The organism is Blautia difficilis (assembly GCF_014297245.1).
Lineage (GTDB): Bacteria > Bacillota > Clostridia > Lachnospirales > Lachnospiraceae > Blautia_A > Blautia_A difficilis.
Map to the genome: position 1 here is coordinate 1 of NZ_JACOQG010000043.1, position 14,148 is coordinate 14,148.

A 14,148-nucleotide genomic window follows, 5' to 3' on the forward strand; every position below is an offset into this window, starting at 1 on the left:
AAACCAACTAGATGTATTCTAAAAATTCCTTGTGAAACATAATTTATCTTGTTTGCATCATAATATGTTGGTAATATGTCTTTGGCAAAGAAACAAAACCATGCACCAAATAAAAGCATTAACCCTGTAACCAGCAATATATCATCTTTCATCTCAGCTATTGAATTCCCAGATACGACTAACATAATAATTTCTGTAATAGATATTAAAAAGCATAGCAAATATGCTAATATCCAGTTTTTTCTATGCTGATGAATAGAATTCCTAACAGCCATATCGAGAGAGCCTACTACCAATTCCTCGACTTCTTTTGTATCAATATTTTTCTGTGTATCTATTTTTTCTCCACGTAACAATTCTGTAACGGTAACATCTAATATATCAGCTATTGGTATGAGTAATACGACATTGGGCATACTAAGACCACGTTCCCATTTGCTAACTGTTTTATCTGATACATATAATTTTTCAGCCAAATCCTTTTGAGTTAAATTCTTTTCCTTTCTTAATTCGGTTACAAATAAACCAAATTTTTCATTACTAATCTGATACATATATCCACCTCCTGCACACATATTATAATGAGAGCGTGCATAAATCAATCGACTAGCAGTAGAATTGCAGAATATTAGCACATAATTCATCAAATAATCTCCCCATCATGATTATTTCTATAAAGTTATATTCGAATATTTTTTAAGCCATACTATGGAATAATTAAATCGGCAACTTATAACTATGACGGAAAAAACCAGCCTTCCGAAACTTAGAAAAGATCACTTGCTATAGAATTGTAATTTGCTTCTTCTTTGACCCCTTATAAACATAAAAGCTGAACAAACAGGATTTTTCGTCCTACTTGTTCAGCTCTTATTCTACTACCTATAAATCAATTCTTTTAACACAATCTCTTCTGCTGTATTCCGGATGTTATTTACAACTCCAACCCACACCATCTGATCACGAGCTTTCAATTCTTCCGTAACGCCTTGCTTCTCCATCATCTGACGCACCAGAATACCCATCCTCTCCTGTGCTTCATCATCCACAGCATTCAGATGTTTTGTCAATCTGTCTTCCAACATATACAGAGAATACATTGCCGGACGATGCTCTTTCAGATACGTTTTCCGCAGCATTCCATATTTTCCATAATGCGGTTCTTCATCTGTACTGACAAGATTCGGATAGTAAATTCCGTCTGCTCCCAGTGTGTAGGTTCCACCCATTTTTTCAAATGTGCTTTTCATGTGTTATTCCTCCTTGAAATCAGCGATATCCTTAGATCATCGCAAAATATTTCAGGGCAGCCTTGATAGCATCTTCTTTCTCTTTCGGACACTGTGGCACTTTTGGATTTTCTGTCTTTGGCAGATTATAGTTCTCTCCTACTTCGATTCCACATTTCCTTTTGATTTGAGAAATATATAAATTTGAAACCTTCAAGCCAAATTCTTTCAGCACATAATCTTTGATTTCCTGATAGGTCGCTTTCGTCTCTGCACTGGTTGCATCCAGCTCATCTAAGTCTAAGTCGATCTCTATCGTGTCATCTGGTTTTTGCGCGAGCAACGAGGCAAGCCGAGATGCTTGCATCTCGATTTGCCGACTGCCGCGTTCATCGAGACAAGTACTCTTGTCTCGATATTGGGACAAAAGAACAACCGTCTCCACGTGAACAGTCATCCCAAACTGATCAACCGGGCATACCTTTCTAAGCTCATATCCTCTCTCACACAGATACTTCAAATCCCTTGCCAACGTCGCACTATCGCAACTAACATACACAATCCTCTCCGGGTTCATCTCGATCATGGTCTCCAGCAGGGTTTCATCACAGCCTTTTCTTGGCGGGTCTACAACGATAACATCTGCATAAACGCCATTTTTCTTATACTCTCTCGGCAGAACTTCTTCTGCCTTACCCACAAAGAACTCTGTATTCTCCAAACCATTAAGTTTCGCATTTTCTTTCGCATTCTCTATAGCTGCAGGAACAATTTCCACACCACGGACAAATTTTGCTTTCTGTGCCAGGAACAGAGAAATAGTTCCGATTCCACAGTAGAGATCCCATACTGTCTCTTCCCCGTGAAGATCTGCGTATTCCAGTGCCTTTGCATAAAGCTTCTGGGTCTGCATAGGATTTACCTGATAGAAAGACAGAGGAGAAATCTGGTAGGAAATATCTCCGATCCTGTCTGTGATATATTCCTGGCCCCAGAGCAGGCGGATTTCCTCACCAAGGATTACATTACTGTGTTTCTTATTTACATTGATGGTGATGCTTGTCATTCCCGGAATCTCACACAGAGATTTTACAAGCTGCTCCTCTTTCGGGATCTTATTTCCGTTCAGGATCAGACAGACCATTACTTCTTTTGTGAAGTATCCGTAACGGATCAGGACATGGCGTACCAGTCCCTTACCTGTTGCTTCATTATATGGCTCAATCCCGTATTTCTCCATATGTGCGATCACACGATCCAGAACTTCTTTATTCTCAGCTACACCAAGTGCACAGTCACGGTTCTCAATAATATTGTGGGTTCTTCCTGCATAGAAACCTGTAACGATTTTTCCCTCTTTATTTCTGCCTACAGGAAACTGTGCCTTGTTTCTGTAATGAAAAAGTTCATCCATCCCTATGATAGGCTCCATGGGAATATCCGTAAATCCGCCGATCCGCTCCAGATGTCCCTTCACCTTATTCGTCTTAAATACAAGCTGCTGGTCATAGGAAAGTGCCTGAAGCTGACATCCGCCACACTGACGGGCAAATTCACACTTGGGCTCAACTCTGTACGGAGATGGCTTCAGCACCTCCATAAGACGGCCGTAACCATAATTTTTCTTTGCCTTGATAATTTTGGCTGTTACTGTATCACCGATCACTGCGTCCTTGACAAAAACGGTGAAGCCATCGGCTTTTCCGATACCTTCACCGTCAATTCCGCAATCTTCTATCTCTAACGTAACAAGATCGTTCTTACGAAATTCCATAAAGATTACACCTCATCTGTTCTTCTTAAGTTGGATTCAAACAATTTATTATATCCAAGCCATTCTTTCTTGCCCTTGTTGGCTGCAAAAATTTCTGTAATGGTTTCCATTCTTGCATCTGTATTATCTGCAAGATTGAGGGCTACAGCCTCCACCAGTGCTGGTTTCTTCGGGGAACCGTATTCAAGCTCTCCGTGATGGGACAGGATACAGTGGATCAGTTCATTCTTAAGCACCTCCGGAAATTCCGGTATCTGGCGCGCAAGATCATTGATCATCTGAGCTCCCATATAAATATGTCCCAGAAGCTGACCTTCATCTGTATAATCATTTAGCGGAAATGCAGATAATTCTTTTGTCTTTCCGATATCATGAAGAAGTGATGCTGTGATCAGTAAATCCCTGTTGATGACCGGGTATGCCTTTGACATATAATCGCAGAGTCTGGTCACTCCCAGAGTATGCTCCATCAGACCGCCGATAAATCCGTGATGTACTGTCTTCGCAGCAGAATGTCCTTCAAATGCTTTCACAAAAGCTTCATCTTCCACAAATAATTTCTTCAGAAGTGCAGACAGATAATGATTCTCCACACTGTCAATAAATGCTCTCAGCTGGCTGTACATATCATCTGTACTGTTCTCACTTACAGGAAGATAATCTGCCGGGTCGTACTCATCTTCAGCTGCCTTGCGCACACGCTTGATATTCAGCTGCATAGCCCCTGCAAAGCTGGTCACATCTCCTACAACATCAATATAATCCAGGGCATCGAAATCGTCAATTCCCAGAGAATTTGGATCCCAGATCTTGCCATCCAGCACACCTGTTTTGTCCTGTAAAATTATGTTCTCATATGGTTTTCCGTTCTTAGTCATTGCTGACTGCTTCTGCTTACACAGATATATTCCACTGATTCTGTCACCCTCATGTAATTCATTTAAATAACGCATAAACCTCTGCCTCTCTATCTCTCCATCCATTTGTCACGGTAGTAAAAATATTTTATCAAAAACATGTGAACTTTTTATGAATATCCCTCAGGAAAGCTCTGGAGTATTTTTAATGCACCGGGAACTATTCTGAAAAATAATAAATAAAAAAGAGCAAATCCATAATTCTCTGGGTTTGCTCTCAATCATGCGGAAGATGGGACTTGAACCCACACGAGCGCAATGCTCACAAGATCCTTAGTCTTGCTCGTCTGCCAGTTCCGACACTTCCGCATATCGCGTTTCCTTTATAAGTTTTACTTATTGTTGCGACAATTGGTACTATACCAAAAATATTTCCAAGTGTCAAGGGATTTTTTTATTTTTTTTAATAATTTTAACTTTTTTCTTTTCATACCCTTCAAAATCATATATAATATGATATCAGGGTCAAAAAAATCAGAAGGTGTTGATGCCTTCTGATAAGATTTTTGCCCGCAAATTCGATTTATCAATTTTTTATCAGGAGATCAATATGAATCATAAAGCATATAAAGCGCTTGAATATTCCAAAATCATCCATATGCTCACAGACAAGGCATCCTCCTCCATGGGTAAGGATATCTGCCGCAAAACAGAACCCTCTACTGACATTGAGGAAATCCGCCATATGCAGACTCAGACCAGGGACGCTCTGACCAGACTTTTCCAAAAGGGAAATATTTCCTTTGGGAGTGTAAAGGACGTCCGCGGTTCTCTGAAACGTCTGGAAATCGGCAGTTCACTGGGAATCGGTGAACTCCTTGCCATCTGCAGCCTACTTGAAAATACCAACCGTGTCAAGGCCTATTCCAGAAGTGATCGCGGAGATTCCCTTCCGGATTCTCTGGATGGGATGTTCGATGCACTGGAGCCTCTTACGCCTCTCACTACAGAAATCCGCAGATGTATTCTCTCTGAGGACGAGATCAGTGATGATGCCAGCAGCACCCTGCGTCAGATTCGCAGAAATATGAAGATCACCGGAGACAGAATCCATACCCAGCTGTCCTCTCTTGTAAACGGAAGCGCACGTAATTACCTTCAGGACGCAGTGATCACTATGCGAAACGGACGCTACTGTATTCCGGTCAAAGCAGAATACAAAGGACAGGTACCCGGTATGGTACATGATCAGTCCTCTACAGGTTCCACTCTTTTCATAGAGCCTATGGCTGTAGTCAAGCTGAACAATGATATCCGTGAGCTGGAACTACAGGAGCAGAAGGAAATTGAGGTAATCCTGGCAGACTTAAGCCAGCAGACTGCAACACAGGCAGATTCCATCCTTGCAGATTTAAATATTATGGTACAGCTGGATGTTATTTTTGCAAGAGCAGCTCTTGCCATGGATATGAATGCCACAGAACCAATCTTCAATGACGAAGGGCGAATCCGCCTGAAACAGGCCCGCCATCCACTTATTGATAAGAAAAAAGCAGTTCCCATTGACATCCGTCTGGGGGAAGATTTCGATCTGCTGGTTGTTACTGGTCCTAATACCGGCGGTAAAACTGTATCCCTGAAAACCGTTGGGCTGCTGACCCTGATGGGACAGTCCGGTCTGCATATTCCAACCCTGGATCGTTCTGAACTGGCATTATTTGAAGAGGTTTACGCAGATATCGGTGACGAACAGAGTATTGAACAATCCTTAAGTACTTTCTCTTCCCACATGACCAATGTGGTTTCTTTTCTGCAGAAAGCCAATCGTCATTCCCTGGTATTGTTCGATGAGCTGGGTGCAGGCACTGACCCTACAGAGGGTGCAGCTCTTGCCATAGCCATTCTCTCTCATCTCCATGAGCAGGGCATCCGTACCATGGCAACTACACATTACAGTGAATTAAAAGTATACGCTCTCTCCACTTCAGGTGTAGAAAATGCCTGCTGTGAATTTGATGTAGAAACCCTTCGCCCTACCTACCGTCTGCTTATCGGTGTCCCGGGCAAGAGTAACGCATTTGCTATTTCCTCCAAGCTGGGACTTCCTGATTATATTATTGAAAAAGCCAAAGAGCAGATCAGTGAACAGGACGAATCCTTTGAGGATGTTCTTACCTCTCTGGAGAGCAGCCGTGTAACTATCGAAAACGAGCGCCGCCAGATTGAACAGTATAAAAAAGAAGTAGAAACTCTCAAGGCCCAGATGGAAACCAAACAGGAAAAACTGGAAGACCAGAGAGACCGTATTATCCGTCAGGCAAATGAAGAAGCCCATGCAGTACTGCGGGAAGCCAAAGAATATGCTGACCAGACCATGAAAATGTTCCATAAATTCCAGAAAGACCATGTGGATCTGGCTGCTGTGGAAAAAGAGCGTCAGGATCTGCGCAAACGTATGAATAAAGCGGAAAAAGGCATGACCCAGAAAACTGCAGTCCAGAAGCCCAAGAAGGAACTGACTGCCAAAGATATCTCTCTGGGAGATGCAGTAAAGGTTCTGAGTATGAATCTGAAAGGTACGGTAAGCAGCCGTCCTGACAGTAAGGGCAATCTGTTTGTACAGATGGGAATTATCCGTTCCAAAGTAAAGCTTTCTGATCTGGAGCTGATCGATGAGGCAGAAATCACCACTCCAACCATGCAGCGTACAGGTGCCGGCAAGATTCGTATGTCCAAATCTGCACATATATCCACAGAGATCAATCTTCTGGGAAAAACTGTAGATGAGGCAATCGCAGAGCTTGATAAATATCTGGATGACGCCTATATTGCTCATCTGAAATCTGTCCGCATTGTCCACGGTAAGGGAACCGGTGCCCTGAGAAAGGGTGTTCATAATTATCTGAAACGTCAGAAACATGTAGATTCCTTCCGTCTGGGTGAATTCGGCGAGGGTGATGCAGGTGTGACAATTGTAGAATTTAAAAAATAAATATATGAGGAGGTATTTTACATGGTTTCCAAGCAGAAAATCCTTATTGTGGATGATGATAACAATATCGCAGAGCTGATTGCCCTGTATCTCACCAAAGAATGCTTTGAGACAAAAATTGTAAATGACGGGGAAGAAGCCCTGAAGGAATTCAGGAAATTCCAGCCTGATCTGATCATACTGGATCTGATGCTCCCGGGAATTGACGGTTACCAGGTCTGCAGAGAAATCCGGCACAGCTCTGATGTTCCAATCATCATGCTTTCCGCCAAGGGAGAAACCTTTGACAAAGTTCTTGGACTGGAGCTTGGGGCAGATGACTATATGATCAAGCCCTTTGACTCTAAAGAGCTGGTTGCCAGAGTCCGTGCTGTGCTTCGCCGTTTCCAGGTAAAACAGCCAGCTCCTGTTTCCAATGAAAAATGTGTCCGCTATCCTGATCTGGTCATTAATCTGACCAACTACGCGGTCACCTATATGGAAAAACAAATCGACATGCCCCCTAAAGAACTGGAACTTTTATATTTTCTGGCAGCTTCTCCTAATCAGGTTTTTACAAGAGAACAGCTGCTGGATCATATCTGGGGATATGAATATATCGGAGATACCCGTACAGTAGATGTACATATTAAGAGACTTCGGGAAAAAATCAAAGATAATCCTGCCTGGTCTATTGCCACTGTCTGGGGAATCGGCTACAAATTTGAGGTGAAAAATCAATGAAACAGCATCACCTCTCCACAAAATTTCTAAGATTCTATATTGGTATAGGAATCCTTGGATTTTTTCTGGTAACCCTGGTCGGCTCTTATCTGGTAGAAAAACACTATGAACATTTTCTTAGTTCCACCTTATACAAGGAAGGGTACAATATTGCCTCCAGCGATCAGGTCAAAGCAAGCATGGATTCTGAAAATATCAGCGATCTTCGGTCAGAGTTATCTGCAATTGCAACTTTTCAGGATGCAGTAGTATGGATCATCAACAGCCAGGGAGAATTAAACTACAGTACTGCAGAAGATATTGATCCTGCTCACCCCATTCCATTAGACAATTTTAATGGATCAATCTGGAATAACAACTATTATGAGGTAGGAGATTTCCAGGGATATTTTCCCACCAGTCATCTAAGCATAGTTGTACCTGTCTCCTCCGATAAAAATATCCTTGGATACATTGCCCTGCACTACGATATGGCGAATCTATATCAAAACCGCAGTGATATTCTGATGATCATGCAGATCATCTTTCTACTCTGCTATATAGCTACCAGCGGACTACTGTGGGTCTATAGCCATTACATCCGCAAGCCTCTTACCCAGATTATGAAGGGGGCATCCGAATATGCAAGTGGAAATCTGGAATACCAAATCCAGGTTAACTCAGATGACGAATTGGGTTACCTGGCCCGAACCCTGAACTATATGTCCGATAAGCTGAACAAAAACGGAGAGTATCAGCGTAAATTCATTGCCAATGTGTCCCATGATTTCCGTTCTCCACTTACCTCTATCAAGGGATATGTTAATGCGATCCTGGATGGTACAATCCCCTATGAGATGCAGGAACGTTATCTGAAAATCATTGCCTTTGAATCCGAACGCCTGGAAAAGCTTACCCGCAGCCTGCTCACTCTAAATGAACTGGATATGAAAAAACGAATGATGCATATCCACCGTTTTGATATCAACGATACCATCCAAAACACGGCTGCTACCTTTGAGGGAACCTGCGCCGGACGTCAGATCCGTCTGGAACTGCTGCTTTCAGGCAAAGAACTTTATGTCAGGGCTGATATGGAGCAGATCCAGCAGGTACTGTACAATCTGTTAGACAATGCCATTAAATTCAGTAATGACTGCTCCTCTATCCAGATTGAAACTACGGTAAAAAACGGCCGGGTATTTGTATCTGTCAAAGACCACGGTTCCGGAATTTCCAAAGATAATATTTCAAAAATCTGGGATCGTTTCTACAAAATTGATGCCTCCCGGGGAAAAGACCGTAAAGGCACCGGTTTGGGACTCTCCATTGTCAAAGAGATCATCAATGCTCATAATCAGAATATTGATGTAATCAGCACTGAGGGAGTAGGAACAGAATTTATCTTTACATTGGAGAAAGCTAAATAAGATGCCCCTTATCAGTTCTTCTACACCAAAATACCGCAATAAAGGCAACAAAGCTGCCTTTATTACGGTATTTTTGACTTTCAGCCAAATGGCGTCCTTATTATGCTGTCTTCATTTACAAGATAAATCCCTCTTGGTGTGACCCTTATTTCCGGAATTACAGGCAAAGCCATAAAGGACAGTGTAATAAACGGATCAAATCCTTCTTTTACTCCCATCTCATGGGCTTTCGGAATCATTCTGGCAAGGGCTTCATTTACCTTCTCGTATCCAGCATCACTTATCAGTCCCATGACCGGAAGCGGCAAAGTTCCATAAATCTCCCCATTACATACCAAAGTATATCCTCCCTGGGTACGTATCATTTCTTTTACGGCAAGAGCCATATCATGGTCATTGTCTCCTACTACAATAATATTATGGGAATCATGGGAAACGCTAGAAGCAATCGCGCCACCACAGATTCCATAGCCTTTTATGATTCCTACCCCCATCTTTCCCATATTCTTATGCCTTTCGATCACTGCAATTTTTTGATACTCCCTATCCGGAGCAAAATATTTTCCACCATTTTCTTCCACCCATGGAACATTTTCCAGAATGGCCTTTGTCACGATCTGTTTCTCCTGCATCTGAATCACTCGTGCCTTTGTTCCCGGATGTTTCAATTTCAGACGTTCTTCACTGAAACCAGATACATGGACTGTATTTTTCAGGTAAGGCGGACATATCTTTAATTCCGTTTTTTCTTCTTTGATGATCCTCTTTCCACAATGATATACGTCTACAACATTTAAATCTATCACATTATCCAAAATCACAAAATCCGCCTGTCTTCCAGGAGCGATCATCCCAAGATGGCACAGTCCATAACATCTAGCCGGCTGAATCGTTGCCATCTGAAGAGCTTTCTCCACCGGCAGACCAAGCTGTACTGCACGTTTTACATTATAATTAATGTGTCCTTCTCTGCGTATTTCCTCAATATGCTTATCATCTGTACAGAAACAGAAACTGGTAGTATCTGTATGATGTTCCACAATCCCCGACACAATTGCATCCAGATTTCTTGCCGCACTGCCTTCACGGATCAACACATGCATCCCGTTTCTTGCTTCAGACATTGCATACTCATAGTCCACACACTCATGATCTGTATCAATCCCTCCAAGTACATATGCTGACAGATCACCAGGTGCCAGAAACGGTGCATGACCATCCTTCACTCTGTCCTGAAACAGCTGGAGCTTTTCATGCATGGCAACACTTCCATTAATCACAGAAGGCGCATCCATCACTTCACCAAGTCCCAGAATCCTTGGATGTTCCAGATATCCCTTCATCTTTCCTGCTATAAGAATACACCCATTATCATCCACATGAGTTGCCGGAACACAGGAAGGCATCATCACATATACATTTGCCGGCACATTATCCGTCTGATCCAGAATATAATCAATCCCATCTGTACCGGACACATTGGCTGACTCATGAGGATCTACAATAAATGTTGTAGTTCCACACTGTGCAGCCTGCCGTACCAGTTCACCTGGTGTTACCAGTGTAGATTCCAAATGCAGATGACTATCAATAAAGCCCGGACAGATCACCTTTCCTTCCAGATCAATCTCCCTTTCCCCCTTATAGGTACCAATACCGATTACGATCCCATCCGCAACAGCCACATCCCTATCAATAAACTCTCCTGTCCCTGAGCTGAATACCCGTCCATTCTTAAACACCAGCTCAGCCTTCTCAATTCCTCTCGCCATCTGAGAATATCTGCGGTACATCTCAAGCTCCATAAAAAACCTCCTTTCGCTCCCTTGAAAGCCTCCTGTTCCACACATTCATTACTACAGCAAAGCTTCCAATATCTTATCATATTTATTTATTTTTTCAGACTTTTTATTATCTAAATTATTTTTTTCTATACATTTCATTATATATTATCATCTGTATTTTTAATTTGCAACCTGTTTTTTATCAAAGCAACCTTACGCCAACTTTTAGCAGCTTTACAAAAAAAAGGCTGCCGGATCTCTCCTGCAGCCTTTTCATATAACTTACATCTCTATATTTACATCATATAATCTTTGATCACATCATGATCTCTGAGTACTTTCTCTACCACAGTTCCCTTAACAGCTTTCAGAAGCGGTTTCTTCAGCATATCCAGTGGTCCCGGAAGTTCAATTTCCAGTGGGGATTTGCCATCCATCAGCTTCACACTGCTGTCCAATAATTCTCTGATATCATAAACACTGCCCCATACTTCCGGCACACCTCTGTCAACACCCAGAAGTCCATATACAGCCTCCATAGCAGTTCTTACGGAATATTCAGTAGTAAATACAGTATCTCTTGGTGTATCGGCAAACTGTCCCAGGAATGCGAAGTTTACACAGCCATCCGGGATAACATCAGGTCTGTCACCCTTTGTTCTCGGCATAAAAAATGCTGTAATATAAGGCATCATAGTCGGTACACAAACTGCACTGTTCTCAGCCATATCTTCAATCTGATCAACCGGAACGCCAAGATGATACAGCCACTCTTCTGTGATCTCCTTACCTGTACACTCTTTCATAGGCTTCTTGATATAATCACCAGGTACATCTGTAAACAGACCATATACCCATACACAAACCTTGTCTTTATCTTGATCCTTGAACTGTCCCTGTCTGTTGATCGTCCAGCTTAATAACCAGCTGGAATCCTGACAGCTTACAATACCACCTGTAACAACCTTGCCTGTTCTCGGATCACGTTTGCAGATATCTGTAATATAAGGAATAATCTTATCATCCAAAGTGGTAACTGTTGCTGACTCCCAGTTTGTCTTAGCAATATCAGAACAGAATTTCTCAGGATGTCCGAAGGAGGGATCCTGTTTTGCAATATTTTTCCACAGGCTCCAGCATCCGCTTGTACGAACTTCTGCATCTCCGTTCGGTGCATGATTCTGATCGCCATAGATGGTTCCCTCTGTACAGCTTCCGTTTGTTACAAATACAAGGTCATTCTCTGTAAGAACAATTCCCTTCTCAATACCATTTACCTTGCACTCGATTGCTTTTGCAATCTTCTTATTGCCTTCAAACTCAAAGAGTACATTTGTAACCTCTGTATTGAACTGGAATTCAACACCTGCTTCTTCCAGATATTTCTGCATTGGCAGGATCAGGGATTCATACTGATTGTATTTCGTAAATTTCAGGGCACTGAAATCCGGAAGTCCGGAAATATGATGGATAAATCTCTGGAAGTATAATTTCATTTCCAGCGCACTGTGCCAGTTTTCAAATGCAAACATGGTTCTCCAGTATAACCAGAATGTGGAATCAAATACCTCCTCATCAAATACATCTTCAATTGTCTTGTCATAAAGATCTTCATCCTTTGTCATGAACAGCTTCATGATCTCCATGCAGCCCTTCTGGCTCAGATTGAATTTACCGTCTGTATGAGCATCCTTTCCTCTATCCTTGGTTGCACGGCAGAGAGAATAGTTGGGGTCTTCCTTATTCAGCCAGTAGTATTCATCAAGTACAGATACACCCGGTGTTTCAATGGACGGAATACTTCTGAAAAGATCCCATAAGCATTCGAAATGGTTTTCCATCTCACGTCCGCCGCGCATTACATATCCACGGCTTGGATCAAAGATACCGTCACATGCACCACCTGCAATATCCATTGCTTCCAGAATATGGATATTCTTTCCAGGCATCTGTCCGTCACGTACAAGGAAACAGGCCGCTGCAAGAGAAGCCAGTCCGCTTCCTACGATATAAGCATGTTTGTCATCTACGCCTTCCGGTTTTCTCGGACGTGCAAATGCTTCATAGTTACCGTTTGTATAATAGATTCCCTTGCTGTTTTTCTCATATTTTCCACGTTCTGTATTGCGATATTCACTTGTATTGTGAAGTGCGTCATACTCTTCTTTTTTCTTTGTCTCAGCTGTTTTATATTTCTTTCCTGCTGCCAATGCTGCAACACCTGCTCCTACTGCCAGCGCAGATACCATACCTAAGCCCTTATTTTTACCCATATGTTTGTCCACCTTTCTTATCAGCAGTCTCTCTGACTTTATTTTATCCATCGTCACTGCGTTTTATCCATTGTCAGTTACCTTACATTACATGATCTTCTTTGCATATGAACATTGTATTCTGTGTAATGTATTTCTTTTTTGTTTATGGTTGTATCATAGCAGTCCACATTTCTCTTTTCAATTTACAAAACCCGGCCAATGATAAAAAACTTATCATCTGCCGGATTTTGATAAAATCTTATTCACATTGTAAAATTCTCAATTGAAGTAGTAATGGTTCCATGTAGGGTAAGGCTGATTTTTCCAACCAGTTCATTGATATCTTCCTTCATTCCATCCTGAATCCATTCAAGCATAATTCCTACAAAACCATATTTATAAAAATTCGCAATAAACTGCTTATCCTCCTGGGTTACATTTTTTCCCTTACATTTCTCTTCCACTACTCCTGCAATCAGGTGATAGGTCAACTTGTAGAGATAATTTTCCATTTTTTCTCTGCTGACACAGCGATACACATTCATAATAAAAGGTTTATTCTCCAGAACAGCCTCAAATACCTGGGTCAGCCCCTCTGTCCAGGAATCATAGGTTTTCTTGCCCTGCAATGCCTTGGTTCCATCCTCCACACAGCACCATTCCACCAGATCATAGATATCTTTGAAGTGATAATAAAAGGCCATCCTGCTGATTCCGCAATCCGTAGTAATATCTGTAATTGTAATCTTATCCAGAGGCTTTCGCAAAAGCAAACGCTTCAGGGAATCCTCCAGAGCAATCTTCGTGGTGTTCGACATAAGTCTGCCTCCATATTATTTATAAAATTTCTATCTTGTATCAGTAAATCCTAATTTAAGTCTAACGAAAGAGAAGGATATGGTCAACGAAAATTTTTATAAAATCTATAAACATATTTTTATTATGATGTCTTATTGACAGCATACCCTGTGTTTGCTACACTGACTTTGTATTTTCGCATCAAGAAGAGGTGACAAACTATAAACAGTCAAGAGAATTTTGAAATTTTTTTGAATTGTAAAAATGGGTAACTTTAATAAGCCATCTGAATACATCGTATTTCAGATGGGAGAAATTAGTATTAAT

General features: G+C 41.7%; 10 protein-coding genes and 1 tRNA gene. 3 read left to right on the top strand and 8 right to left on the bottom strand.

Going from position 1 to position 14,148, the window contains the following annotated elements:
* The 5 genes from H8Z82_RS15650 to H8Z82_RS15670 all read right to left on the bottom strand — a co-directional run.
* The coding region (locus H8Z82_RS15650) for a helix-turn-helix domain-containing protein (RefSeq protein WP_186995633.1) at positions 1-554 on the bottom strand (554 nt) is incomplete at its 3' end.
* A gap of 324 nt (positions 555-878) precedes the next feature.
* Positions 879-1,250 carry a TnpV protein gene (locus tag H8Z82_RS15655; RefSeq protein ID WP_118408759.1) on the bottom strand — a complete coding sequence of 124 codons (372 nt, stop codon included), beginning with the start codon at positions 1,248-1,250 and terminating at the stop codon, positions 879-881.
* 31 nt (positions 1,251-1,281) lie between these two features.
* A complete protein-coding gene (gene rlmD / locus H8Z82_RS15660) occupies positions 1,282-3,003 on the bottom strand; it encodes a 23S rRNA (uracil(1939)-C(5))-methyltransferase RlmD (RefSeq protein ID WP_186995634.1) in 1,722 nt (573 codons plus the stop codon).
* A 5-nt stretch (positions 3,004-3,008) separates the two neighbouring features.
* Positions 3,009-3,956 carry a 3'-5' exoribonuclease YhaM family protein gene (locus H8Z82_RS15665; protein WP_186995635.1) on the bottom strand — a complete coding sequence of 316 codons (948 nt, stop codon included), beginning with the start codon at positions 3,954-3,956 and terminating at the stop codon, positions 3,009-3,011.
* Positions 3,957-4,144: 188 nt separating this feature from the next.
* A tRNA-Leu gene (locus tag H8Z82_RS15670) sits at positions 4,145-4,229 on the bottom strand.
* 241 nt (positions 4,230-4,470) lie between these two features.
* Here H8Z82_RS15670 and H8Z82_RS15675 point away from each other — a divergent pair.
* From H8Z82_RS15675 to H8Z82_RS15685, 3 genes are read left to right on the top strand one after another with little or no spacing between them, the layout of a single operon-like run.
* Positions 4,471-6,852: an endonuclease MutS2 gene (locus H8Z82_RS15675; protein WP_186995636.1), complete on the top strand. Its 2,382-nt coding sequence runs from the start codon at positions 4,471-4,473 to the stop codon at positions 6,850-6,852.
* Positions 6,853-6,873: 21 nt separating this feature from the next.
* Positions 6,874-7,575, top strand: a complete 702-nt coding sequence (locus H8Z82_RS15680) for a response regulator transcription factor (protein ID WP_186995637.1) — start codon at positions 6,874-6,876, stop codon at positions 7,573-7,575.
* Positions 7,572-8,984: a sensor histidine kinase gene (locus H8Z82_RS15685; protein WP_186995638.1), complete on the top strand. Its 1,413-nt coding sequence runs from the start codon at positions 7,572-7,574 to the stop codon at positions 8,982-8,984. The genes H8Z82_RS15680 and H8Z82_RS15685 overlap by 4 nt, the downstream gene beginning before the upstream one ends.
* An 80-nt stretch (positions 8,985-9,064) precedes the next feature.
* Here the strand turns inward: H8Z82_RS15685 and ade are convergent, their stop codons facing one another.
* The 3 genes from ade to H8Z82_RS15700 all read right to left on the bottom strand — a co-directional run bounded on the left by ade (position 9,065) and on the right by H8Z82_RS15700 (position 13,841).
* Entirely contained in the window at positions 9,065-10,789 is a 1,725-nt protein-coding gene (gene ade / locus H8Z82_RS15690; RefSeq protein WP_186995639.1) for an adenine deaminase, read from the bottom strand.
* A gap of 275 nt (positions 10,790-11,064) precedes the next feature.
* Positions 11,065-13,041 carry an oleate hydratase gene (locus H8Z82_RS15695; protein ID WP_019160990.1) on the bottom strand — a complete coding sequence of 659 codons (1,977 nt, stop codon included), beginning with the start codon at positions 13,039-13,041 and terminating at the stop codon, positions 11,065-11,067.
* Between the two features lie 245 nt (positions 13,042-13,286).
* A complete protein-coding gene (locus tag H8Z82_RS15700; protein ID WP_019160989.1) occupies positions 13,287-13,841 on the bottom strand; it encodes a TetR/AcrR family transcriptional regulator in 555 nt (184 codons plus the stop codon).
* Positions 13,842-14,148 lie beyond the last annotated feature (307 nt).